This window comes from Acinetobacter ihumii (assembly GCF_900625095.1).
Classification (GTDB): domain Bacteria; phylum Pseudomonadota; class Gammaproteobacteria; order Pseudomonadales; family Moraxellaceae; genus Acinetobacter; species Acinetobacter ihumii.
Genome location: NZ_LR130760.1, coordinates 460,750 through 484,696 on the forward strand (window position 1 = coordinate 460,750; position 23,947 = coordinate 484,696).

Sequence of the window (23,947 nt, forward strand, 5' to 3'; positions counted from 1 at the left end):
AGACTTTGTTACTTAAAAATTTAAGACATTCATTTGCCCTAAAGCCCTTTGTCCAGCATTACACAAAAAACTTAAGAATAACTTGAATGACTGTCGCATTAATTAAATCTACAAAAAAAGCACCACATAATGGAACAATTAAAAAGGCTTTATGCGAAGGGCCATACATGTTGGTAATGGCCTGCATATTCGCAACTGCTGTCGGTGTTGCTCCCATTCCAAAGCCACAATGCCCCGCTGCAAGCACCGCTGCATCATAGTTTTTACCCATCACCCTAAAGGTCACAAAAGCAGCATACAACGCCATTGTTAAAGTTTGAGCAGCTAAAATAATCACCAGCGGACCAGCGAGATCGACCAATTGCCAAAGTTTTAAAGACAATAACGCCATGGCTAAATAAAGCGAAAGCGAAGCGTTACCAAATACATCAATGGCACGGTCAAAAATATCTACACGAAAAACACTTTCCAGTACGTTTCTTAAAATAACCCCACCACCTAATGCCCAGACAAAAGTCGGTAGTTCAAACCACGTGCCTTTACTATAACCTGTCATAAATTCAGCAAAAGCCAGACACGCGGCGAACATACCTAAAGTCGTAATTGCATTATCCGCTGTAATCAGTCGAACCTGATGTGGGTTTTCAAATGGAGCTAACTCTTCTGGATGCTGATCCAGATGTGTATCTCGATCTTTAATCTGAGCATCTGTTCTGGCATAGGAAAGATGATAGCGATTAATTAACATTTTCGCCAAAGGTCCACCGATAATCCCACCAATGATCAAACCAAAAGTCGCACTCGCCATGCCAAGTGCTAAAGCTCCCTGAATGCCATGCTGTGTTTCTAAAATTTCGCCCCACGCGCCCGCAGTACCATGCCCACCTGTTAAGGTAATTGAACCTGCAATCAGTCCAATCAACGGATCTAAACCTAACAACGTTGCCAAGCTCATGCCCACTAAATTTTGAACCACAATGAACGAAGCTACACAGATCAGGAATACGATTAAACCGATTCCTCCTTCTTTTAATTTTGCAAAATGTGCACTAAGCCCAATCGATGCAAAGAAAATTAACATGAAGCTGGTTTGCAGTTCACTGCTAAAAATGATGCTATATCCCCAAATTGAATGCACAGCAAATGAAACGATTGCTGCGACCAATCCCCCTGCGACAGGTTCAGGAATATTGTAACGTTTTAAAAAATCAATATGATTGACCAAGAAACGCCCAAGTAGTAAAACAATCACGGCGGCAATCAGGGTATAAAATGCGTTAAATGTAAATTCCATATTTTTCCATTGATTTCTCAGAAAATAGAGAAAATTTAAATTTGTTTAACAGTTAAAAGATGATCTCAAAAAGATAAAGCCCAATAAAATTGGACAAAATACATTTATTAAAAAATGCTTAAAATGTTGCCTGAATTTAGAAAAAATCAAAATTTAGAAATTGTAAATATTCGACTAAGCTCACAAAATTACTGCTTAAATCTGTCTGAGATAAAAAGTCTTCAAATCTTTATTTTTGTCTTGTTATAAAATGATAAAAACCACAGACGAATCTGTGGCTTTTTTATTCAAAAACGAATGATCAATAATTCATTTGATTAGAAGTTATAACGCGTCAAGAAGTTGATACGAGAAAGATCACCTTTGTCACCCGTAAATGTTTCACGTTGACCATAGGTGTACTCGGCACCTAAATCTACATTTTTAACAGGTGTATAGATGATATTGGCAATCGCATTATAAAGCGTCTTGTTATAAGACGGATTATTTTCAGCATAGGTATTGTCATCTTTAAACCACATACCCGCTAAAGAAAATGCAGAACGTAGTTTTGGTGACCAATTACGTTGATAGCCGATTTGTGCAGTATCAAACTCATTGTTATGAATATCATAGTCAGTCGTTGTACCATTGCCACTAGTGCCATATGCAGAGTTATTCTGGTTACTATAAAGGATATAACGTGAATCACCTTTTACATGATAATAGTTTGCCATAATGGCATCTTTTGGTGTGAACTGGTATTTACCACCGACACCGACACCCCAGCCCCATTTTTCTTCATCATTCGAATCATTGGTTGATACACGGTTTTCATGAGCTAGACCATGAACTTGTAATAAACCTTTTGAATCACTAGTTTTAATGTCATAACGTGCCGTCAAAGCAGGGAAACGACCACCACCCGCAGTTTTACCATTTTCAACATCACCACCTTCCAGTGCGACTAACAGTTTTTGGTTTGCATCGATCGGTTGAGTATAACGAACTTGTACGTTACGTTGAGTACCACCACCCATTGGGCCCGTAAAGTCGATGAGGTCAGGTGACGTATCTGTATTAACAAAAGGAGAAGTGGTTTGACCCGCTAACCATTTGCCTAAAGACGCATAGGCATGACGAATACGGAATTTTCCATCCGCATTTGAAGTACTATCTCCCCAAAAATCGGCTTCGATTTTACCTGTTAATTCACCCAAATCCGTTTGACGTGCAATATCCAGTCCGATACGTGACGGCGCAGCAGAAACATTCAAGGAATTTTCAGTTGGGTTGTCTTTATTTAATGGAACAACACCTGTTCGGTTATTGATACCGCCCGTTGTGCCTTTAAAATCATAAGCAGCATCAACACGTACGTTCCCATATAACTTCACTTGGGTCTGACCATCTGGCAGTGTTAGCCAGCCTGGCTTGGCATTGGCTGGAGCGGGTGGTGCAGCTTGCGCAACCACAGGAGCTGGAGCAACCACTACTGGCGCTGCTTGTTGCTGTGCAATGATATTTTTCTGAGTCGTGGCTTGTTGCTGAATCAATGCACGAAGTTCTGCGACTTCTGCACGTAATTGCTTGATTTCTTGCTGTTCATTTGTTCCCGCATAAGTAGTAGAAACCATCAGAGTTGCTGTTGCAACTGCAAGACCGTTTTTAATAAATTGTTTTCCGATGAGGGGTAAACTCATATTCGAAATTCCTTCATTGTTATTGGTTAACTTTTAATCCGTTTATCATCCTACGGATTAATCGGGTATTTGAGGTCCCTTTTGCCCACACCGAGTATGTCGTTTTGATTCAAATTAAGAAAGAGGCACTTTATGCAAAAAAAAGATATTTTTTGTTTAATTTTTACTATCTAAAGGTTTTTATTTGATTTTAATTTATTCAAAACATATGAAAATTTATTAAAAAACAAAAATATAGAACTAAAATAGTGACATTGTTAAAATTTAAAAAGACATTAAGGCATTAGACTAATGTATTAATTTATTTTGAGAATACTTATTTTCCAGCTATTTTTTTTATAAATACTATGCTCAAATTTTATCAATCTTAAGAAGGTATGTTTTATAAATTTCTTTATTTCGCAAAAAAAAGAGCTGGAGGCTTATTTGAATAGATTTTGAATTCTATTATCAGAAATAGCTGAATACTGGGTGAGTGATAAACAATTGATCATTCACATTCAAAATAAGTAAAAAATAAAGTACGATCCACTGTGACCATTTTATTTTATTGCTAAAAAGAGAAAGGAACTCCTATGAATCCAGAGCAAGTTCAACTTGTCGATCATGCGATTCGTTCAAGACATTCTGTACGCGCTTTTCTACCCACTGCGATTGATCCCCAGATCATTAAAGATATTTTGGACGTCGCAAGTCGCGCTCCTTCTGGAACCAATACTCAGCCGTGGAAAGTCTATGTAGTCACGGGCAAAAAACGGGATGAAATGATTAATCGCGTCTGTCAGGCACAATTAGAGATTTATGCTCATCCAGAGAAAGCATCGGATTATCCAGAGACTTTTGCGTATTATCCAGAAAAATGGATTTCACCGTTTATTGATCGTCGACGTGAAAATGGCTGGGGATTATACGGTTTATTAAACATCCAAAAAGGTGAAAAGGAAAAAATGGCTGCGCAGCAATTGCGTAATTACAAACTTTTTGATGCGCCAGTTGGCTTGTATTTTACCGTGAATCAGGCCATGGGCGTCGGTTCAAAAATGGATATTTCCATGATGATCCAAAATGTCATGGTCGCTGCCAAAGCTCGCGGTTTGGATACTTGCCCTCAAGCGGCGTGGAATCATTTTCACTCTATTGTGTTAGAAGTATTAGGTGCAAATGACGATGAAGAGCTCGTCTGTACCGTTGCACTTGGCTATGCGGATCCCGATGATATTGTCAATACGTTTATTACGCCACGCGAACCTGTTGAAAATTTCACAGTGTTTCTAAGCGAATAAATCTTTATAAATTTTTTAAAATAGACTTCCTGAACATGAGGTCTATTTTTTGATGATATAAACAGATTTCTTTCATAGATCCTGTTTAGTGCGCTCAAGCAAATATAGTGAGGGTTTAAACAAGCATGAAAGAAATCTCAGAAAGACTTATTTAAGCCTGCTTAAAATATTGAGCGACTTTGGCAATGGCAAACAGTCCTCCCGTCGTTAACATCAACATCATGATGCCCATATTCAACAATGAGTTCCATACCAAGAAATTCAGTAATACCCCTACCAATAAACCAACAGCAAATTGCCCACTGCCCATAATGGCACTGGCCGTTCCAGCACGTGCGCCTTGACCAGACATTGCAAGGGCCATTGCATTGGGTCCTGTAAACCCTAAACCAGACACCGTTAAAAACAACCCGATCATGACAATTTCAATTGCGGGATGACCAAACAAACCTGCAATAAAAACAGTTAACGCGCCTGAAAATTGAATCACGCCACCAAGTTTTAAACGATTAATGGTACTGACACGTGACACCAGACGTTTATTTATGGATGAAAGCACAATAATTCCCATGGCATTTAGACCAAAAGCATAGGCAAATTGTTGCTGATTCAGTCCGTACATATCCATCATGACGGGTGAAGCAGAACTAATATAACTAAACAGCGCGCCGCCAGTTAAACAGCCTGCCAGCATTGGAAAACGGAAACTCTGATCCTTTAAAATAGAGGCATATAAAGTTAAGACTTGTTGAAAACTTAATTTTAAACGACGGGAAGGTTGTAAAGTTTCTTTAAAAAAGAAATGTACACAGAATAGACTGATACAACCAATGAATGCCAAGCAAACAAAGACGGCTCGCCAGTTAGAAAAATATAAAATCCACGCGCCGATGGTTGGTGCAGCAATCGGAGCAATACCCATTACAATCATCATGCTGGAGAAAGCCTGAGCTGAACCCTGTATATCCAGCCGATCCCGAATAGCAGCACGCGCAATGACAACCCCAACACAGCCACCCAAGGCTTGAACTACGCGGAGTACAATCAGATTCCATTCACTGCTTGCAAATACACACAACACACTGGCAATCGCATATAAACTCAATCCGACGTAAAGCGGTTTTTTTCGGCCAATTCGGTCACTAATTGGACCATAAATTAACTGCCCCATCGCCAAACCAAAAAAATAGGCCGGCAAGGTATTGGCCATCATTTGGGTACTGACCCCAAAATCGTCTGCCATTTGAGGCAACGCTGGCAAATACATGTCAATTGATAAAGGGCCTAAGGCCGTGAGTAAAGCCAGCAGCATGATCCATGCAAATGAATATTGCTGTCGTGATCCATTTTCAGACATATCTACATTTCTATTCTAAATAGTTCGTGTAAAGACAAACTTACGTGCTCCATAGTATGATTCAAGCTATAGAACAGGTATCGACCAAACATCATGATAAAAGCTTAGTTATACTGATAAATCACTAAGCCTATCTTACATTTGTTATGAAGGATTCACGTTGAAACCCTTATTCGCGCAAGTCAAAAGAGTCACTTATAATACGACATTAATGTATAACCTGCGCATGTTAATTGCATTTGCAGGTACGGCTTTTGTTCCTTATTTTTTGGGATATCAGTTGGCCACCATTCCGCTGACCTTGGGTGTTGTAGCAGCAGGTCTAAGTGATATTGATGATCGCTTTTCTGTGCGGATTATGAATCTGGTCTATACCTATATTGGCTTCTTTATTACCGCAGCATCTGTCCAACTGCTGTTTCCCTACCCTGTTTTGTTTGCCATCGGACTGATTGCTTCTTGTATTGGCTGGATTTTACTCGGCTCTTTAGGACGACGTTATGCCACCATTTCTTATGGTTGTCTGGTGGTTTCCGTATATTCGATGTTAGGCGTGCACCTGTTTGAACAGTGGTATATACAGCCTTTGTTATTGGTCATTGGGGCAGCATGGTATGGTCTGATCTCAACCATCAGTTTTTTACTTTTCCCTGTTCGTCCTTTACAGGATAAACTCAGTGCTTGCTATGAAGCCTTGGGTAATTTTCTATTTGCCAAATCTAATTTGTTTGATGTGGATATGACCCCTGAAAGCTATCAACAAAGCATGATTGATCTGTCGATGGAAAATGGCAAATTGATTGGGATTTTCAACGACACCAAAACAGCACTCCTGACCCGCCTCAAAGGTGACCGAGGTCAAAAAGATACACGGCGTAGTTTACATTACTATTTTGCCGTTCAAGATATTCATGAACGTGCAGATTCAGCGCATATCAATTATCAGGAATTGTCTAAAGTCTTTCAGCATAGTGATATTTTATTTCGCTTTCAGCGTATTTTGTCAATTCAGGGCAAAGCCTGTCAGGATTTAAGCCAGAGTATTCTCAAACGTCAAGCGTATATTCATAATAAACGTTTTAAACACGCCTTTGAAAATCTAAGAGTTTCACTGGAAAAGTTACAACAAGAACAATTTTACGATCAGGTTTGGGTCAATGCTTTGTATGCCTTGTACCAAAACTTAAAATCAATTGATGCTCAATTACGTAATCTGGAAACAGAACGCAATATGAGCCGATCTCATGCCAAACAGATTGAAAATCAACTCAAAGATGATGATCTTAAAGGCTGGAATGACATTGTGGCACGTATTAAACAAAATCTAACGCCAGAATCTGTCTTATTTCGGCATGCGATTCGTTTATCCATCGTGTTGTTTATTGCTTATTTATTTGTACAAATTTCAGGCATCAAATATGGTTACTGGATTTTACTGACGGCCTTGTTTGTCAGCCAACCTAACTTTAATGCCACCAAACGACGTTTAAGACTTCGCGTGGTTGGAACCTTAGTCGGCATTATTTGTGGTCTGGCAATTTTATATTTTGTCCCGTCATTAGAAGGTCAATTACTGTTATTGGTCATCAGTGGCGTATTATTCTTCGAATTGCGCAGTAAACAATATGCCCAAGCGACTGCGTTTATAACAATTTTGGCCCTGATTAATTTTAATCTGGATAGTTCAGGTTTTTCAGCAGGTTTACCACGGCTGATTGATACCCTCATTGGTTGCGCCTTAGCTTGGTTTGGTGTCAGTTTTATTTGGCCCGACTGGAAATTTCGCCGCTTGCCGCGAACCATTCAGCGTTCACTACAAGCACAATGTGATTATCTCAAAGATGTGGTCAGACAGTATCACGAAGGTCGGGATAACGGCTTAAATTACCGTGTCGTGCGTCGTGCTGCGCATAATACCGATGCCGATGTCGCATCACTGATTTCAACCTTGGCGACCGAACCTGATTATGATCCTTATCAGAAAACTCTGGCGTTTGAGTTTCTATGTTTGAACCATACTTTCTTGAGTTATATTGCAGCCTTGGGTGCCCATCGTGAACAAAGTCAGGATCAGGATATTTTGAATTTACTTGATCAGGCACTAGATGATATTCAAGGTGCTTTATTGCGAGATGAAATGCCTGATTTAAGTTCACAAAAAATGCTGCAAGCCATTCGCCAGCGCTTGAAACAGAACAGTCAGGAAGATCAGACCTCTTTAATTATTCTGCAACAGCTCTCATTGATGCTCAGTATTTTAAATCAGTTGAGTCGGCTGAAACAAAGTTTGAGTCATGATCGGGATAATGATGCGACCGAACTCGCTTCACTATAATTCGCATGAAAATGGCAGAATATATTCACGAGATTGGCTAAATTAATGCTAAACTCCGATCAGTTTGAAACTCACTATTTGTACTATGACCGCGAAAACCATATACGCTTATACTTTACAGCCTGTTATCTACGAAGTGTCTGAAACTGAACAACGTCACGCTCAGCTCATGATCTGGCGTAGTACCAATAAAATCAGTACCAAAGCATGGATCATTATGGCGGCTGTTGTTGCCCTTTCTATTGCAGGCATTATTTTTCTCAAAAATTACTCCACGATTTTTTGTTGGGTCGCCATTGTCTGTGTGGTCTTGTATTTTCTTATTCGTAAATACGGTCTGGAATGGTACGTAAAACGCAAGATGAATGAATTTCCAGTTCAGGAAATTAAAGGGATTCGTTTAGGCGTACAACCTCATGGCATCGTGATGCGCCAGCAAATGGGCACACAAGAAGGTGTCGGCACAATTGGCTGGAAAGATATTTATGAATGGTATAACACCCCTGATTTTATCCTTATGAATTTTAAGGTAAAAGGTCAGCAAGGTGCCTATATTTTACCTAAACGTATGGATTCGAGAAATTTTTCGTTTAACACGATTCGTAAGCATTTAACTGAAAGTGTCGGCGAACCTAAAACGATTTAAGTTTTAGCCTTCATCTTCAAAAAACCTCCGCATATGGAGGTTTTTTTACAGACCAATAAACAAATGATAATGAAAATTAATATTAACTTCAAAATCCATATTATCTTCTTAATGTTCGGCTATAATTCAATAATTCACTTTTCTTAAAATATTTTCTACAGCCATGTTTAAAAAAACGTTTTTCCAGATTCACTGGTTTTTAGGGATTACTGCCGGTCTAATACTTTCATTGATGGGCGTTACAGGGGCGATCTATTCTTACGAGCAACAGATTCTAAAATGGATCAATCAGGACAGTTATGTCGTTCAGGCACAGAGTCAACCTAAACTCTCCCCTGTTCAACTTTATCAACATTTCACAACTCAAGACCCTGCACTTAAAATCAATAGTATTACCATTGCTAAAGATCCAACTGCATCATCCACGGTGAATATTGCCAAAGAAGGTGAACGCCGTGGCTATAACATGATGGTTAATCCTTATACAGCTCAAGTGTTACCTGAAATTAAAGGTCGTGACTTTTTCCAGTTTATACAACAACTACATCGTACCCTTACTTTAGGTCCTGTAGGAAAACAGATTACAGGCGCATGTACCCTTATGCTGATTTTCTTCGTGTTGAGTGGACTATATTTGCGCTGGCCGAAGAAACATTCTCTACGCCAATGGCTATTTGTGAAACCCAAACTCAAAGGACGTAATTTTATTTGGGACTTACACGCAGTGGTTGGTACATGGGTGGTGGTATTTTATCTGATTTTGGGATGTACAGGCTTATATTGGTCTTATGACTGGTGGCGCAGTGGGATGTTTAAGGTCATGGGAGTTGAGCAACCTAAACCTCAGATGCAGGAAGGTGGTAGAGAACGTGCAGACGGCTCAGGTCGCCAGAATCAACAACGCAGTGGTCGTCCTCAATCTGCGAATGACGCGCCACAAATGGGCCAACAAAACCATCGTCAAGCAGGTGCAGCAAGATCTGCTGATCGACAAAGAGGTCGCGAAGAATCCGCTCTATCTCCAGTTCAAATCCAGCAAGCATTGAATTTAAGCTGGACAGAATTTAATCAAAAAATTGGGCGTGATTATTCAACACTCACCATCAATCTTCCTAAAAAAGCCGATGGTTCAGTCGAACTCAGTTTTGTCGATGTTGTCGCGCAACATGAACGCGCACGGAATAGTGCAACTTATAATTATCAAACCCACCAAATTGAAAAACTTGAACTTTATGAAGATAAAAAGCTCAATGAAAAAATCATGAGCAGTATGTTACCTGTGCATCGTGGTAGTTTCTTTGGACCTGTTTATCAATTTTTTGCCTTATTGGCGTCACTGGCAATGCCATTATTTTTTGTGACAGGCTGGATGCTTTATCTCAAACGCCGTAAACAAAAACGATTGACCCAAGCCGCACGTCATCAGCTTGCCGATCACTATATTGATCCTGATGCAACTCCATGGCTCATCACCTACGCCTCTCAGACGGGTGTTTCCGAACAACTGGCATGGCGTACAGCCACCAGTTTGCAAGAAGCGCATCAACCTGTGACGGTTAAACCTGTACAACAACTCACTCAGGATGAACTTAAAAACGCTTCACAAATTTTATTTGTGGTGAGTACTTATGGCACGGGTGAAGCACCTGACTTAGCCAGTGGTTTTGAGAAAAAGTTTTTAGAATCGCAGTTAGATTTAACTCATGTGCGTTATGCCGTATTGGCTTTAGGCTCACAAGAATATCCGGATAGTTATTGTTACTTTGGGCATCGAGTGAATAATTGGATGAAGCAATGTGGCGCACACGCTTTGTTTGACCTGATTGAGGTCAATAATGCCAATAATGAAGATATTCAACGCTGGAATCATGCTTTAGCCAAAGCCAGTCAACTTGAGCTTCAATCCATGAGTATCGAAAAGACATTTGATACATGGATACTAGATAAACGTACCTTACTCAATCCTGACAGCCTTGGAACGCCTGCTTACAATATTGAACTCACGCCAAAACACGAAGTGCATTGGCAGGCTGGTGATATTGCAGAGATCCAACCTGGTAATAGCGCAATACGTATTGAACAATTTCTACAAAAACATCAAGTGCATCCTGAAACATGGGTAGATTCTTTAGCAATCTCGATTCAACAAGCCCTTTGGGATAAAGACCTGACAGTAGAGATTGAACCTTTTGGCAACATGGAGCATTTACTTGAACAGTTACCAACCTTGCCAACACGTGAATATTCGATTGCCAGTATCCCTACACAGTTGTTTTTAAGACTCACAGTCCGCCAGCAATATAATCAACAGGGTCAACTTGGATTGGGTTCTGGTTGGTTAACAGAGCACACACAACTGAACGACCCGATTGCCTTACGGATTCGAACCAATGAGTCTTTCCATTTAATTGGAGATAACCGCCCTATCATCTGTATTGGCAATGGTACAGGGATCGCTGGTTTAATGAGTTTATTACATGCACGTACCCGTCAGGATTATTCCGAAAACTGGCTGATCTTTGGTGAAAGACAACGTCAGTGCGATTTCTTTTATCAAAGTACGATTGAAGCATGGCAAACTATGGGCATGCTGAAACGACTGGATTTAGCCTTCTCCCGTGACCAAGAACAGCGCGTTTACGTACAGGACATTTTAAGACAACAGGCAACTGAGCTTAAAGCATGGATTGATCGTGATGCTGTGATCTACGTCTGCGGTAGTATTGAAGGCATGGCAAGTGGTGCCGATCAGGTACTTAATGAGGTTCTAGGGGAGGCTCAAGTGGATGAGTTACGTTTAAATGGACGTTATCGCCGAGATGTTTACTAGTTCCACTCAAGACCAATAACATAGACCATAATTCAAAAGGATATTCCAAACTGTAGGAATATCCTTTTTTTTATTCGACTCATCTAAGTGAAATTGCTAAAGTTGATTGCATTCATATAAACATCTTACTTCGCAGCAGAACATTTGATATGTCCGCAACTTTTTTTATACGTCTTGGTTTATTTATTATCGGTTTGATTTTATTTGCAGATGCAATCTTACTATTATCCTATCGAAAAATTCATTTAGGAGTGATTTTACCTCTGCTTATCGGCTTTATCTTTTGCATTTACGCTTTGTTTTATGCCCAAATTCAACGATGGTTGCACCAACATACCCAGCTTAAAAAACTTTGGCAGGTTGGATGGGGAATATTCATTGTCTGGTTCGTGACCCTTTTTGCATTTTTTAGCTTTCTCACTATACAAATCCAAAATAGCCCATCTATCCCGTCTGTAAAATCCATCATTGTACTGGGCAGCGGTATTGAAAATGGTCAACCATCAGCCGCACTGGCCAAACGACTCGATACCGCCGCTCCAATTGCCCAAAGCCAACCTCATGCGTTGGTGATCCTGACTGGAGGATTAGACTTTGGAGAAACACAAACCGAAGCCGCGATTATGGCGAAGTATTTACAACAACAGCATAGGATATCATCCACACAACTCGCACTGGAAGACCAAAGTACCAGTACCGAGCTGAATTTAAAAAATAGTCAGATGATTCTAAAGCAGCATCAAATTCAGTTAAATGATCCAATTGCCATTGTCACCAGTGATTTTCATACTGTTCGCGCCAAAGCCATCGCCCAAAAACAAGGTTATACGAATGTTTATATGATTTCTGCACCCACGCCACTTCTGATCCGTTACAACGCATGGTTGCGAGAATATTTTGCTTACTTAAGTGGTTGGATCTTGAATGAATACTGAAATTAATTTAGCCGAATAGAACGTGGCAAAGGCAACTGCAAATCAGCAAAAGCTTCAGGCTTTTGTAGATAAAGCTGATAGAGAAACTTTTTAATATCCGCCAAAAAACTTTCGGGCTTAATCAATAAATTCTGCCCTTCTGGCGTTAAGTTTAAAGAAAGTAAGGTATTTTGTTCACGTAAATACGGAATAAGATTTTGTACCAGCGTTAAGAGTGAAATTTCTTCCACCTGATAAGCCTGCCAACTTCCTTTTTGCAATAACTTGGCTAGATTTTTACTGTGCCAGACCGCACATGCTTGTTGACCACTGGGTGTAGAACATAATGCCCAGCCATCATCATACAAACCAATAACATGCTTTTGTAAAACAATGGTTTCAATAAATTGTTTATATAAATCTTTAGGATTCAATGCAGCACTGGATTGAGTCAATGAATGACGGTGATAAGGATTTCGCATATTCTAATAATAATAGAGCAGAATAAAGCTCAAGCTTATGAAAAACAAAGATTAAAATCAAGATAAAGAAGATATGGTGGGCGCTGACGGGATCGAACCGCCGACATTCTGCTTGTAAGGCAGACGCTCTACCAACTGAGCTAAGCGCCCTGAGTGAGGATTAGAAAAGCATCGCTTTTCCCGAACGCAAGAGAAAAATCCAAGATTTTTCTGACCAATTTCGACTCATTTGTTGACCAAGACCACAAACAAAATATCGTAATCTTGAAATTCATTTTCTTAAACAGGGAATTAAGAAAATGGCGCAGCGGACGGGGCTCGAACCCGCGACCCCCGGCGTGACAGGCCGGTATTCTAACCAACTGAACTACCGCTGCACATAATACTTTTAAAAAGTATAGGTCACATATATGGTGGGCGCTGACGGGATCGAACCGCCGACATTCTGCTTGTAAGGCAGACGCTCTACCAACTGAGCTAAGCGCCCTCAAGAGTGTTTGTAAAAAGTGGCGCAGCGGACGGGGCTCGAACCCGCGACCCCCGGCGTGACAGGCCGGTATTCTAACCAACTGAACTACCGCTGCACTTTCACAAAGTCACTATTGTGGCAAACGATATTAAAACTTAAGTGGCGCAGCGGACGGGGCTCGAACCCGCGACCCCCGGCGTGACAGGCCGGTATTCTAACCAACTGAACTACCGCTGCACTGAAGTCTTAACGTAAAGGCTTGGTGGGCGCTGACGGGATCGAACCGCCGACATTCTGCTTGTAAGGCAGACGCTCTACCAACTGAGCTAAGCGCCCTTAACGTCTTCATCGTTTGTGAGGTGCATTATAGAGAATCTAATCAGCGTGTCAAACGCTTTTCCTGTTCTTTTCTCAAAATCCAGCTTGAATGATTAAAAAATAGGTGATTCGATAGAAAAACCTGAAAATTCTGTGTTTTATTTAAACATCAAATGCTTATTTGACATCTTTTCAAAGCAATACTTCACTGCAGATGACCTTTAAAATACTTTTTAAAGAACATCAATCCTGATATCTGGGCATAACTTGTTCAATTTTCGATTCAGATAAATAAACCAACGCCCCCTGTTCAATCAATTCAAACACATCTACCACATCTTGATTACGCATACGGATACAACCATGGGAAACAGGAATACCCATAGGTTCAGTATCTGGCGTTCCATGAATGTAAATATATCGCTGTTTACTATCACAGCCTTGACCTTGATTAAAGCCTAACTCCAAGCCGTCTAACCACAAAATTCGAGATAAAATCCAGTCACGCTGTGGATATTGTTGCGCCAAAACAGGCGAGTAAATTTCACCTGTTGGCTGTCGGGCGATAAAGACCATATTCACAGGTAAATTTTCACCGAATTTTTCTGCAATTTGATGCCAACCACGAGGTGTTTTACCTGAATTTTCCTGTTCACCTATTCCATTTTTACCTGAAGAAATCAAATACAATTTATGATGTTTGGGCAAATATAAAAGCTGTTGTTCTAAATCAATCAGAATATCTGCCTGTTCTAAGCTATACGACATTGTATTTCTCTATCTGGATATCCAAGCATAAAAGTTTGTAAGGGCGGACGCACCTCGAAAGCCTTAAAGCAATGCTTTAAGTTTTTTTAACAGTTTCTCTCGGACATAGTCCTCGCCTTGCGCACCCAAGAAAGCCTTAAAGCGGTACTTTAAGTTTTTTTAACAGTTTCTCTCGGACATAGTCCTCGCCTTGCGCACCTAAGAAAGCCTTAAAGCGGTGCTTTAAGTTTTTTAACGGTTTCTCTCGGACATAGTCCTCGCCTTGCGCACCCAAGAAAGCCTTAAAGCGGTACTTTAAGTTTTTTAACAGTTTCTCTCGGACATAGTCCTCGCCTTGCGCACCTAAGAAAGCCTTAAAGCGGTGCTTTTTTAACGGTGCTCAGGGCGTAGCCATAACCATATAGCCACCATCAACATGATGCTATCAGTAAAAACTTTTACCCAAAATGGTGCATTGGTAAACAACATCACAATGCCACTGATGAGCATCATGATACTAGCAATCCATTTAGCTCTACGAGGAACCGTACCATGTTCACGCCAATTTCTTAAGGTTGGACCATATTTAGGATGATTAAGTAACCATGCATCCATTTGTGGCCAGCCTTTTGAAGCTGCCCATGCGGCAAGAATCAGAAAAACAGTTGTTGGCATACCTGGTAAAATTGCACCAATAATACCAAGTGTGATAAATATCACTACTAGGCTTCGCCAAAACAACGTTTTCATATTGAATCCTAAAATCGCTTACGCGCGCCTAGTATAAAAGTTTTAGATCATGTTTGCTTAGTCCCCTTTCAATTATTACATCAGGTGGTTATGCCCCACTCTCTTTTTATGACTGAATATTTTGAACCGTGGTTGCAGTTTAAACAACCAGATGTAAGACAACTCGCATTTTGTATTGCCAGTCCAAATATTCTTCAACGCATCCCAGACCAACTTGAGGTAAAGCAGGATTTTAGCCTGCATTCACCGCATTTCTGGCGCGTACAGTTTGAACATTATTATCCTCGTTTAATCCATCTGGATCGTCATCCTAAAGCATTGCTGGATTTCCTTCATCAATTGAAAAGTACTCGCTTAGGCTTACGCTTTGAATATTTGCTCTGGTTTTGGTTACAGGATCATGACTATCACCCTTACCAGCTCATTGGTCATAGCATCCAAAAGATACAAGGCTCCAGAACATTAGGTGAACTTGATTTTGTGGTTTTAAATGGTGTTACCAAGGAAATTGAACACTGGGAGGTCGCCTTAAAATATTATTTAGGTGAAGCAGACCTTTCTTTACCGTATTGGTTTGGGCTCAACCGCGATGACACATTATCTAAAAAACTTACTCATTTTACTCAGCGACAATTTCAGTTTGAACAAGTTGATCAGTACCAAATTCAAAAACGCTATGCAGTACTTAAAGGTCAGCTTTATATGCCAGAAAATCGGTTACAAACGGATATGAATTTAGCATGGATTCAACCGCAAAGACGACTTGGGCAATGGGGAAATCAGATTAAACAAGGTTACACCCGTCTGACTCGGCAAGAATGGTTATGTCCTCATCAATTCCAATCCTCAACGGACGCAATTTGGTGGACCAACGGATTATATTTTAACCCGACGTCTCAAATTCAATATTATATGTATCGACAACATTTACTGACCTATAAATAACTTATTTACAAGAAAAATTAGTTCTTGAAACACTTTTTAACACATTTACTATCAAACACTCATGTTTATTTTTACGATTAGTTTTTAATCTTTTAAGTACATCAGAATTAAATCTAAAGTGGAGATAGATGATGAAAAAAATCTTAGTTGCATCAGTCATGGTTGCTTTTGTTTTAACGGGTTGTAATACTTTTAAAGGTATGGGTCAGGACGTGTCTAAAGCAGGCGACGCTGTATCTAATACTGCCGAAAAAACACAGAATAAGATGTAACTATCTCTATTCTAAAAAAACCTTATCTCTTGATAAGGTTTTTTTATTTTTACATATCTATCAAGATCAGATTAGCCTATTATAACGTCCAGTTTTATTTCAACTGCTTATAAATTTGCTATGACTTCTTCAGCCACCTTAGACCTCAGTTTAGAACTTCTTCGTCAGCCTTCTGTCACTCCCATTGACCACAATTGTCAAAATATTATGGCCAATCGGCTTGCTCAAGTGGGTTTTAACATCGAGCATATGCGCTTTGAAGACGTTGATAACTTATGGGCACGTCGTGGTACTCAAGATCCCGTATTTTGTTTTGCAGGACATACAGATGTAGTTCCTACAGGCGACTTACAGGCTTGGCAATCAGCTCCATTTCAACCTGAAATTCGCGATGGAACGCTGTATGGACGTGGTGCAGCAGATATGAAAACGGCCTTGGCTGCCATGGTCATCGCGACGGAACGTTTTGTAAAAAAACATCCAGATCATAAGGGTTCAATTGCTTATCTCATTACCTCAGATGAAGAAGGTCCGTCTATTAATGGAACGGTAAAAGTCATTGAAACATTAGAAGCGCGCCAAGAAAAGATTACATGGTGTTTAGTTGGTGAACCTTCTAGTACGCAGCAACTCGGTGATATTATCAAAAATGGACGCCGTGGTTCACTCAATGGCGTTTTAACGGTTAAAGGTAAACAAGGACATGTTGCTTATCCGCATCTGGCGCGTAATCCAATCCATTTAGCCGCTGCAGCAATCTACGAACTATCAGAAACGGTTTGGGATAAAGGTAATGAATACTTTCCAGCAACCACGTTTCAAATCTCGAATATTCATGCTGGAACAGGGGCAACCAATGTGGTTCCTGGCACAGTTGAAGTCACTTTTAATTTTAGATATTCAACTGAGTTAAGCGCAGATCAACTCAAGCAACGTGTCACTGAGTTATTGGATCGTCATGGTCTTGAGTATGACATTGTCTGGACATTATCTGGTTTACCATTTCTTACACCTGTAGGTGAGTTGGTCAATGCAGCAAAAAATGCAATTCATCAAGTTACAGGCGTTACAGCAGAACTATCGACAAGTGGTGGAACTTCAGATGGTCGTTTTATCGCACCTACTGGCGCGCAAGTTCTAGAATTGGGTGTGTTGAATGCTTCAATTCATCAGATTAATGAACATGTCAATGTGGCTGATTTAGAACCTTTGGCTGAAATTTACGAAGAAATACTCGTTCAATTATTAGCCTAGTTTTGAATTTAAGAGAATCTTCTTTAGTTTATTTCTAATATTCATTTCCATAGTTAAAAGTCATAAAAAAAGCAGCTCGAGAGCTGCTTTTTTTCACAAACTCAAATTATTGAGCTTGTTGAGGTTGAGCGACTACTGTACGGCTACCAGTAATTGTAGCGAATACACGGCGGTTCATAGCGCGACCTTCTTTCGTGCTGTTGTCAGCAATCGGTTGATCCCACGCGAAACCTTGAGTAGATAAACGAGCTGCATCGATGTTGTATTCGTTTACAAGAGCTGATTTAACAGAGTTAGCACGAGCTAGAGATAAACGTTCGTTCAACTTACGAGGACCAGTGTTATCTGTGTGACCATCGATACGAGCAGTTGCGTTAGGGTATTCAACTAACTTTTCAGCAACTTTCGCGATTTCTGGCTTATATTGATCTTTGATGTTTGATTTGTTTGTATCAAAGAATACACGAAGTTCCATGTTAAGGTCTTCAGTCAACTCTTGTGGTTGAGGTTGAACTGGAGTTGGCTCAACTGGAGCAACTTCAACAACTGGAGCAGCTGGTTTCAAATGACCACCAAGAACTACGTTCAAACCTGCAAGTGCAGTATAGTTCCAGAATTGTTCATCAAAGTTATATGTACCACGAGCTTCAGTACGAAGTGACAATGCATCGTTTAAGCGCCAGAATGCACCAACACCAGCATTACCTAAAGTACCTTCTTCGCTATTGCCTTTCCATGGAGCACCACGGTATACGCCATCATCAAATTCATATTTGTAATGACCAGCACCTAACAACACATAAGGTTTGATTTTGCTGTCATAGTTTTTGGTGATCAAATCAGAAGTTACATAAAAGTTACCATTGATTTGTTTTTGTTTGTATTCAGCACCAGCGATAGAACCGTCTACATCACCTTTTACTTGGTTATATTCAGCTTCGAAACCTAACCAAGGCGTTAATTCAACACCCAGTGCCGCACCAACGAATAAATCGTCTTGAAGCTCTGGTCCGTTAGTTAGCTTGTTGTTGTTGTGCTCCGTGTCTTGGAATGTATAACCAAGCAATAAAGGAGTTACGGTAACGCCAGCATTTACAGCAGCGAATGGAACAGCAGCAAGCATAGTAGCAAGTGCAATACGACTCAATTTCATGGATATCCTCCAGAGATAAACAAATTGTTTGTTATTCAAGCTCAGCCTAAAATTTTTATGGCCCTGAGATAACTTTTTATATACCCCAGTATTATTTTTAAGCTACTCACGTTGAATCATACAAACACTTAAACTGATTTCCAAGTGCTTGATAACTTTAATCAAGTAAATTATTGACAAAATTACTTACAATTTCCGTTGTAATTCCGTAACGATTTACTCAACGTGTACTCATGAATAGCTTATCTTCACGCTTTCTTTATTTTAACAGTATTAAAACGCTTAGGTAATAAATATTTCAACTTAATAATTTTTTCAATACAATGTGCTTAATTGACTGTTAAAAAACAAAAAAAGTTACAGAAGATGGACGTATCTTTACCATGAACAATAAAATTTTCGGATTTTCGCTTGTAGAAATGAGCGTTGTAATGACAATTATCGCCATTATTACCAGTCTCGCATTGCCTTCTTATCATCGATATATGGCATCTCAAGAAGCAAAACAGGTGCCTCAAACCCTCACACTTCATATACAAAAAGCAAAACAAGAATCTTTGCTTTATAGACAGAACATCATTTTGTGTGCAACCAGCACGTTTGATGAATGTAATTCAGACTGGTCAAATGGCTATATGCTTTTTATCGATCAAAATAAAAATCGTAGCTATGACCGTGATGAACAAATTCTTTCAAGCATGACGATGCCATTAAAATATGGTGCATTAACTTGGCGCGGTGCAGGCACTAATCAAAGAATGAGGAGTTCTATGCTGGTGTTTGAAGGTAGTGTTGGCTTACCGATTGCTTCAAATGGCACTTTCCGTTACTGCTCATCATATAATCATCATCAAAATTTAGTTCTAAGTAGAATGGGACAATCCAGAGTTGAGCAACCCAACGCTTGCTAAATGAACTGATGAGTCTAACTAGTCGTCTATTCTAAAGCCATGAATCCGTTATTTTTTGAATATACTAATGTCAAAATCTAAAGTGCATATAGGAGAGGATTGTGACTGATATTGTCATCGTTAACGGCGCACGTACTGCAATGGGTGGTTTTCAAGGTTCATTGACAAATTCAACAGCCCCTGATCTTGGTGCAGTAACAATTCGGGAAGCAATTACTCGTTCGGGTTTACAAGTCACCGATATTGAAGAAGTCATCATGGGCTGCGTCCTTCCTGCGGGTTTAAAACAAGGTCCAGCACGTCAGGCAATGCGTAAAGCAGGTCTACCAGACTCTACGGGCGCGGTCACTATTAATAAACTTTGTGGTTCGGGAATGAAAGCGGTTATGCAAGCTTCTGACATGATTCGGGCAGGTAGTGCTGAAATCGTAGTCGCTGGTGGCATGGAATCGATGAGCAATGCACCCTACATCTTACCAAAAGCACGTGCGGGTTACCGTATGGGACACGGTGAGATTAAGGATCATATGTTTCTGGATGGTCTTGAAGATGCAGAAACAGGTCGTCTGATGGGTTCTTTCGCTCAAGACATGGCCAATACCCGCGGTTATACACGCGAACAAATGGATGATTTTGCGATTCGTTCATTAAAACGTGCCCAAACTGCAATTACCGAAGGTTACTTCAAAGACGAAATTGTGGCTGTAACACTTTCAACGCGTAAAGGCGAAGTCTCAATTGATCAAGATGAACAGCCGCTGAATGCTAAACTAGATAAGATCCCAACTTTAAAACCAGCATTTGCAAAAGATGGAACGATTACTGCTGCAAATGCAAGTTCAATTTCAGATGGAGCATCTGCTTTAGTATTAACTTCCAGCGAAGTTGCTCATCAACGCGGATTAGAACCATTGGCGAAAATTGTTGCAACAGCTTCAAATTCACAACATCCTTCTGAATTTACCATTGCCCCTGTTGGAGCAATTGATAAAGTACTTAAAAAAGCAGGCTGGGATGCTCAAGACGTTGACCTTTGGGAAATTAATGAAGCCTTCGCTATGGTGACCATGTGTGCGATTGATGATTTTAAACTTGATGTAGAGAAAGTTAATATCCATGGAGGCGCATGTGCATTAGGTCATCCAGTGGGTTCTACTGGTTCGCGTATTATTCTGACGCTTATTCATGCTCTAAAACGCACTGGTGGTAAAAAAGGTGTTGCTGCACTTTGTATTGGTGGCGGTGAAGCAACAGCCGTTGCAATTGAATTGATCTAAAGCTTTTTATGTTATCAATCCCGCTTAAGCGGGATTTTTAATTTTCTGGATACAAAATTAGACGTTTCTTCAGCCATTTTTTGATTAAATTAATCCTGTGTTTAATAAAAATAATCAGGATAACATCATGCAATTGAATCATTATCTCAATTTCGATGGCGAAACAGAAGCCGCTTTTAATTTTTATCAATCTATTTTTGGCGGACAATTTTCAATGCTGACTCGTTATGGCGATCTTCCCACAGAACAAGCAGTAACCCTCTCTGAATCTCAAAAAAATCTAGTGTTACATGTTTCGCTGCCCATTAACGACTCAACAGTTCTCATGGGTTCTGACATGAATGAGCAATTTTGTAGTCCAGCAAATGCAGTGCTAAACAAAGGTAACAATCACTATATTTCGATTAATTTGGTCAATGATGAGCTCGAAGCCCGACGTCTATTTAATCTCCTATCAAGAGGAGGACAAATTGAAATGCCTATGCAAAAGACCTTCTGGGATGCATTATACGGCGCATTTACAGATCAATTTGGTGTGAAATGGATGGTGAATTGCCAGCTTTTTGACGAATAAGATCATTCAGCTTTAGAAACAAGTTGTACATTTTAGTTATGTGTGGTCATTAAATAAGGATAGGGATTGACCGCACCCTGCCCTGTTAAATAAATACCATAATGTAAATGTGGTGGAGTAGCTTTTGCATTTCCTGTGTTGCCAACATAGCCAATTAACTCCCCAGCTTCAACCCAATTTCCCACCGAAATTTGCTCGGCATATCCATCAAGATGAGCATAATAATGTCGACTTAAATCAGGACCTAGAATCCATACGACCTGCCCACCCAAACTATTTGTCCCAATATTTGAGACAATTCCCTGAGTTGCACTCATAACTGGAGTACCCCGTTGAGCAAAAATATCGACACCTTCATGTTTACGATTTTCACTGCGTGCAGCTCCCCATGTATCTTGAATTTGACGTGAATTCACCCCTTGAACTGGAATCATGACTTTATCTGGTAAATCTGATTGCATTAACTGCATATATTTGAGTGGATACTGCACACCAACAGATTCACCTGAAGCAATCGGTTCACATCCTGTAAGAAAAACGATCAATAAAAAGCTAAAAATTTTTATATTTGACATTTTAAATAGCTAAAATAAATTACTCAGAAATTCATCTTAACGTTATTCTAAGCAATACCGCATACGCAGATACATATTAGAAAACTTAATATAAGCTTAAACATAAACCTGAAATAGTCGAAATCAAGCTTAGAATGTAAAATTCAAACTTTCTTTCAGGCTAAACGTTCATACTTTTTACACAAAAACTTTGACTGTAGCGTCTATTTTTTTTGACAAAAAAGATAAAGTAATTATTACAAAAATATTTTAATTAATTGTTTTTAAAAAAATATTTTATTGAAAATCCTTTTTTTAATAAAATCATTAAATAAGCTTGCAAATAAAAAAATTCACTTTTTTGTTCTACAAAACCCAATAGAGCATTTACTCTTATTTTAATTGTGTTATTTTTGTTGCATGGAGTAAATTTGGCTTCTACATTTAAATCAACTACTTCTGAGTAAGTAGTGTAAATGCTTGGAAATAAGCAATAAAACTTTTTTAAAAGTTCAAGGAAAGATTAGAATGAAATTAAAGTATTTAACCACAGCCATTGTTTTGGCATCACTGCCTGCGACAGGGGTTTTCGCAGCAGCTTTGGATCGTTCAGGTCAGTCCATATCTTCATTTCTACAGCCGGGTAATTATTTTGAGGCAGGCATTTCTATACTAGATCCAGATGTGTCTGGTAAAGAAGCTGGCAGTTCTTTAACCCGACGTGATGTCAGTGATATGGGCGATGATTATCAATTTTATAATGCAGCCCTAAAATTACAGCTCACCCCTCATTTTTCTTTTGGTGTGATATATGATCAACCATTTGGAGCAGATGCAAAATATTCGGGTGATAACGTTTTTGTCGCCAACCCAAATGACCGACTTCTAAGTTCTTTGCCTGTAACCACTTCAGCAATTAACGGCTCAACAACAGGTTCAACAAAAGTTGAAGTAGATACTCAGAATCTTTCTATGATTGTTGGCTTCCAACCAACTGAAAATTTTAATATTTATGGTGGTGGAGTTTATCAAACCATTAAAGGAAATGTAAGTTTAAGAGGTTCTGCTTACAGTGTTTTTAATGGTTATGATGCAAATATTAAAGAAGATTCATCTGCTGGCTGGTTGGCTGGAGCAGCATTTCAAATTCCAGAAATTGCTTTAAAAGCTTCGATTACATATCGCTCAGAAATCGACCACAACTTCGTAGCTGATGAAAATCTTGGTCTTGCCACTCCGTTGGGCATTGCTGCTGGATCTGGTGCACTAAATGGTGTTTTAGGTAGCCTACCACCTCAGCAACAAGCTGCAATCGCTAATGCTATTGGTAAATTTGTTGTAGCTAATGGTACATCTGGCAAAACCAAAATTACCACACCTCAATCAGTTAACCTTGATTTCCAAACAGGTATCATGGCTAATACTGTTGCATTTGCTAACGTACGATGGGTGAACTGGAAAGATTTCTCTATTCAACCTTATAAATTTGGTAAAGCTTCAGAAGCAGTTGGACCATTAGTAAGCCGTCCGAATGGTTTTAACTTAGTTGAATATTCAGATGACCAATGGTCTGCTAATGTCGGTGTTGGTCGTAAACTTAATGACAAATGGGCTGGGAATGTTTCAGTAGGTTGGGACTCTGGTGCAGGCAATCCTGTCTCGACTCTAGGACCAACAGAAGGTTACTGGAATGTTGGTATAGGCATGCAATTTAGTCCAGCGCCAAACTACTTTATTGCTGGTGGTGTTAAATATTTCTGGTTGGGTGATGCTAAAGCTCAAACTGGTGCACAAGCAGGTGGCAGTGATTATGTCGCAGAATTTACAGACAATGATGCTCTTGCGTATGGCTTAAAAATCGGTTATCGCTTCTAATCCATTGACTTCTATTACTTAAAAC

The 23,947-nt window shown here is 39.7% G+C and carries 20 protein-coding genes and 6 tRNA genes; 12 read left to right on the forward strand and 14 right to left on the reverse strand.

Annotated features, from left to right (window positions below; all coding sequences use genetic code 11):
• Positions 1–58: 58 nt before the first annotated feature.
• On the reverse strand, positions 59–1,294 hold the full coding sequence (gltS, locus tag E0D95_RS02105; protein ID WP_130802321.1) for a sodium/glutamate symporter: 1,236 nt from the start codon (positions 1,292–1,294) through the stop codon (positions 59–61).
• 317 nt (positions 1,295–1,611) lie between these two features.
• Entirely contained in the window at positions 1,612–2,976 is a 1,365-nt protein-coding gene (locus E0D95_RS02110; RefSeq protein ID WP_130802322.1) for a DcaP family trimeric outer membrane transporter, read from the reverse strand.
• Between the two features lie 575 nt (positions 2,977–3,551).
• Between E0D95_RS02110 and E0D95_RS02115 the strand changes: the two genes are divergently transcribed.
• Positions 3,552–4,259 carry a nitroreductase gene (locus E0D95_RS02115; protein WP_130802323.1) on the forward strand — a complete coding sequence of 236 codons (708 nt, stop codon included), beginning with the start codon at positions 3,552–3,554 and terminating at the stop codon, positions 4,257–4,259.
• Positions 4,260–4,410: 151 nt separating this feature from the next.
• On the opposite strand, the gene E0D95_RS02120 is transcribed toward E0D95_RS02115, so the two are convergent.
• On the reverse strand, positions 4,411–5,616 hold the full coding sequence (locus tag E0D95_RS02120; RefSeq protein WP_130802324.1) for a multidrug effflux MFS transporter: 1,206 nt from the start codon (positions 5,614–5,616) through the stop codon (positions 4,411–4,413).
• Positions 5,617–5,776: 160 nt separating this feature from the next.
• Between E0D95_RS02120 and yccS the strand changes: the two genes are divergently transcribed.
• The 4 genes from yccS to E0D95_RS02140 all read left to right on the forward strand — a co-directional run bounded on the left by yccS (position 5,777) and on the right by E0D95_RS02140 (position 12,362).
• A complete protein-coding gene (gene yccS, locus E0D95_RS02125; protein ID WP_130802325.1) occupies positions 5,777–7,951 on the forward strand; it encodes a YccS family putative transporter in 2,175 nt (724 codons plus the stop codon).
• A gap of 85 nt (positions 7,952–8,036) precedes the next feature.
• Positions 8,037–8,597, forward strand: a complete 561-nt coding sequence (locus E0D95_RS02130; RefSeq protein WP_130802326.1) for a YcxB family protein — start codon at positions 8,037–8,039, stop codon at positions 8,595–8,597.
• A gap of 163 nt (positions 8,598–8,760) precedes the next feature.
• Entirely contained in the window at positions 8,761–11,427 is a 2,667-nt protein-coding gene (locus E0D95_RS02135) for a PepSY domain-containing protein (RefSeq protein WP_130802327.1), read from the forward strand.
• 149 nt (positions 11,428–11,576) lie between these two features.
• Complete coding sequence (locus E0D95_RS02140; RefSeq protein ID WP_130802328.1) at positions 11,577–12,362, forward strand: YdcF family protein; 786 nt, start codon at positions 11,577–11,579, stop codon at positions 12,360–12,362.
• Between the two features lie 2 nt (positions 12,363–12,364).
• Here the strand turns inward: E0D95_RS02140 and E0D95_RS02145 are convergent, their stop codons facing one another.
• From E0D95_RS02145 to E0D95_RS02185, 9 genes are all read right to left on the reverse strand, one after another.
• Positions 12,365–12,823, reverse strand: coding sequence for a DUF2750 domain-containing protein (locus tag E0D95_RS02145; RefSeq protein ID WP_130802329.1), 459 nt, complete (start codon positions 12,821–12,823; stop codon positions 12,365–12,367).
• A 74-nt stretch (positions 12,824–12,897) separates the two neighbouring features.
• Positions 12,898–12,973, reverse strand: a tRNA-Val gene (locus E0D95_RS02150).
• A gap of 150 nt (positions 12,974–13,123) precedes the next feature.
• A tRNA-Asp gene (locus E0D95_RS02155) sits at positions 13,124–13,200 on the reverse strand.
• 34 nt (positions 13,201–13,234) lie between these two features.
• A tRNA-Val gene (locus E0D95_RS02160) sits at positions 13,235–13,310 on the reverse strand.
• 20 nt (positions 13,311–13,330) lie between these two features.
• Positions 13,331–13,407: transfer RNA gene (locus E0D95_RS02165), tRNA-Asp, on the reverse strand.
• Positions 13,408–13,452: 45 nt separating this feature from the next.
• Positions 13,453–13,529 (reverse strand) — tRNA-Asp (locus tag E0D95_RS02170).
• A gap of 23 nt (positions 13,530–13,552) precedes the next feature.
• Positions 13,553–13,628 (reverse strand) — tRNA-Val (locus tag E0D95_RS02175).
• A gap of 225 nt (positions 13,629–13,853) precedes the next feature.
• A complete protein-coding gene (gene elsL, locus E0D95_RS02180) occupies positions 13,854–14,378 on the reverse strand; it encodes a cell wall-recycling L,D-carboxypeptidase ElsL (protein ID WP_130802330.1) in 525 nt (174 codons plus the stop codon).
• 369 nt (positions 14,379–14,747) lie between these two features.
• Positions 14,748–15,107, reverse strand: coding sequence for a YbaN family protein (locus E0D95_RS02185; RefSeq protein WP_130802331.1), 360 nt, complete (start codon positions 15,105–15,107; stop codon positions 14,748–14,750).
• Positions 15,108–15,197: 90 nt separating this feature from the next.
• On the opposite strand from E0D95_RS02185, the gene E0D95_RS02190 reads away from it, so the two are divergent.
• From E0D95_RS02190 to dapE, 3 genes are all read left to right on the forward strand, one after another.
• Positions 15,198–16,052 (forward strand): DUF1853 family protein, encoded by an 855-nt coding sequence (locus E0D95_RS02190; RefSeq protein ID WP_130802332.1) that lies wholly within the window; start codon positions 15,198–15,200, stop codon positions 16,050–16,052.
• A 128-nt stretch (positions 16,053–16,180) separates the two neighbouring features.
• Positions 16,181–16,324: an entericidin A/B family lipoprotein gene (locus E0D95_RS02195; RefSeq protein WP_130802333.1), complete on the forward strand. Its 144-nt coding sequence runs from the start codon at positions 16,181–16,183 to the stop codon at positions 16,322–16,324.
• A 120-nt stretch (positions 16,325–16,444) separates the two neighbouring features.
• Positions 16,445–17,578, forward strand: a complete 1,134-nt coding sequence (gene dapE / locus E0D95_RS02200; protein ID WP_130802334.1) for a succinyl-diaminopimelate desuccinylase — start codon at positions 16,445–16,447, stop codon at positions 17,576–17,578.
• 106 nt (positions 17,579–17,684) lie between these two features.
• Here dapE and omp38 read toward each other — a convergent pair whose 3' ends face one another.
• Positions 17,685–18,731 (reverse strand): outer membrane protein Omp38, encoded by a 1,047-nt coding sequence (omp38, locus tag E0D95_RS02205; protein WP_130802335.1) that lies wholly within the window; start codon positions 18,729–18,731, stop codon positions 17,685–17,687.
• 383 nt (positions 18,732–19,114) lie between these two features.
• Between omp38 and E0D95_RS02210 the strand changes: the two genes are divergently transcribed.
• From E0D95_RS02210 to E0D95_RS02220, 3 genes are all read left to right on the forward strand, one after another.
• Positions 19,115–19,642: a GspH/FimT family pseudopilin gene (locus E0D95_RS02210; protein ID WP_130802336.1), complete on the forward strand. Its 528-nt coding sequence runs from the start codon at positions 19,115–19,117 to the stop codon at positions 19,640–19,642.
• Positions 19,643–19,743: 101 nt separating this feature from the next.
• Positions 19,744–20,919: a thiolase family protein gene (locus E0D95_RS02215; protein ID WP_130802337.1), complete on the forward strand. Its 1,176-nt coding sequence runs from the start codon at positions 19,744–19,746 to the stop codon at positions 20,917–20,919.
• Positions 20,920–21,046: 127 nt separating this feature from the next.
• Positions 21,047–21,493, forward strand: coding sequence for a VOC family protein (locus tag E0D95_RS02220; RefSeq protein ID WP_130802338.1), 447 nt, complete (start codon positions 21,047–21,049; stop codon positions 21,491–21,493).
• Between the two features lie 32 nt (positions 21,494–21,525).
• Here E0D95_RS02220 and E0D95_RS02225 read toward each other — a convergent pair whose 3' ends face one another.
• Entirely contained in the window at positions 21,526–22,068 is a 543-nt protein-coding gene (locus E0D95_RS02225) for a M23 family metallopeptidase (RefSeq protein WP_130802339.1), read from the reverse strand.
• Between the two features lie 507 nt (positions 22,069–22,575).
• Here E0D95_RS02225 and E0D95_RS02230 point away from each other — a divergent pair.
• Positions 22,576–23,922 (forward strand): outer membrane protein transport protein, encoded by a 1,347-nt coding sequence (locus E0D95_RS02230; RefSeq protein ID WP_130802340.1) that lies wholly within the window; start codon positions 22,576–22,578, stop codon positions 23,920–23,922.
• Positions 23,923–23,947 lie beyond the last annotated feature (25 nt).

Bases quoted from the DNA above. Each gene is read 5' to 3' on its own strand.
- elsL (WP_130802330.1), bottom strand. From the start codon at position 14,378: ATGTCGTATAGCTTAGAACAGGCAGATATTCTGATTGATTTAGAACAA.
- E0D95_RS02220 (WP_130802338.1), top strand. From the start codon at position 21,047: ATGCAATTGAATCATTATCTCAATTTCGATGGCGAAACAGAAGCCGCT.
- E0D95_RS02115 (WP_130802323.1), top strand. From the start codon at position 3,552: ATGAATCCAGAGCAAGTTCAACTTGTCGATCATGCGATTCGTTCAAGA.
- E0D95_RS02140 (WP_130802328.1), top strand. From the start codon at position 11,577: ATGTCCGCAACTTTTTTTATACGTCTTGGTTTATTTATTATCGGTTTG.
- E0D95_RS02145 (WP_130802329.1), bottom strand. From the start codon at position 12,823: ATGCGAAATCCTTATCACCGTCATTCATTGACTCAATCCAGTGCTGCA.
- E0D95_RS02190 (WP_130802332.1), top strand. From the start codon at position 15,198: ATGCCCCACTCTCTTTTTATGACTGAATATTTTGAACCGTGGTTGCAG.
- E0D95_RS02210 (WP_130802336.1), top strand. From the start codon at position 19,115: ATGAACAATAAAATTTTCGGATTTTCGCTTGTAGAAATGAGCGTTGTA.
- E0D95_RS02120 (WP_130802324.1), bottom strand. From the start codon at position 5,616: ATGTCTGAAAATGGATCACGACAGCAATATTCATTTGCATGGATCATG.
- dapE (WP_130802334.1), top strand. From the start codon at position 16,445: ATGACTTCTTCAGCCACCTTAGACCTCAGTTTAGAACTTCTTCGTCAG.
- E0D95_RS02185 (WP_130802331.1), bottom strand. From the start codon at position 15,107: ATGAAAACGTTGTTTTGGCGAAGCCTAGTAGTGATATTTATCACACTT.
- E0D95_RS02110 (WP_130802322.1), bottom strand. From the start codon at position 2,976: ATGAGTTTACCCCTCATCGGAAAACAATTTATTAAAAACGGTCTTGCA.
- E0D95_RS02225 (WP_130802339.1), bottom strand. From the start codon at position 22,068: ATGTCAAATATAAAAATTTTTAGCTTTTTATTGATCGTTTTTCTTACA.
- E0D95_RS02195 (WP_130802333.1), top strand. From the start codon at position 16,181: ATGATGAAAAAAATCTTAGTTGCATCAGTCATGGTTGCTTTTGTTTTA.
- E0D95_RS02130 (WP_130802326.1), top strand. From the start codon at position 8,037: ATGACCGCGAAAACCATATACGCTTATACTTTACAGCCTGTTATCTAC.
- omp38 (WP_130802335.1), bottom strand. From the start codon at position 18,731: ATGAAATTGAGTCGTATTGCACTTGCTACTATGCTTGCTGCTGTTCCA.
- gltS (WP_130802321.1), bottom strand. From the start codon at position 1,294: ATGGAATTTACATTTAACGCATTTTATACCCTGATTGCCGCCGTGATT.
- E0D95_RS02135 (WP_130802327.1), top strand. From the start codon at position 8,761: ATGTTTAAAAAAACGTTTTTCCAGATTCACTGGTTTTTAGGGATTACT.
- E0D95_RS02230 (WP_130802340.1), top strand. From the start codon at position 22,576: ATGAAATTAAAGTATTTAACCACAGCCATTGTTTTGGCATCACTGCCT.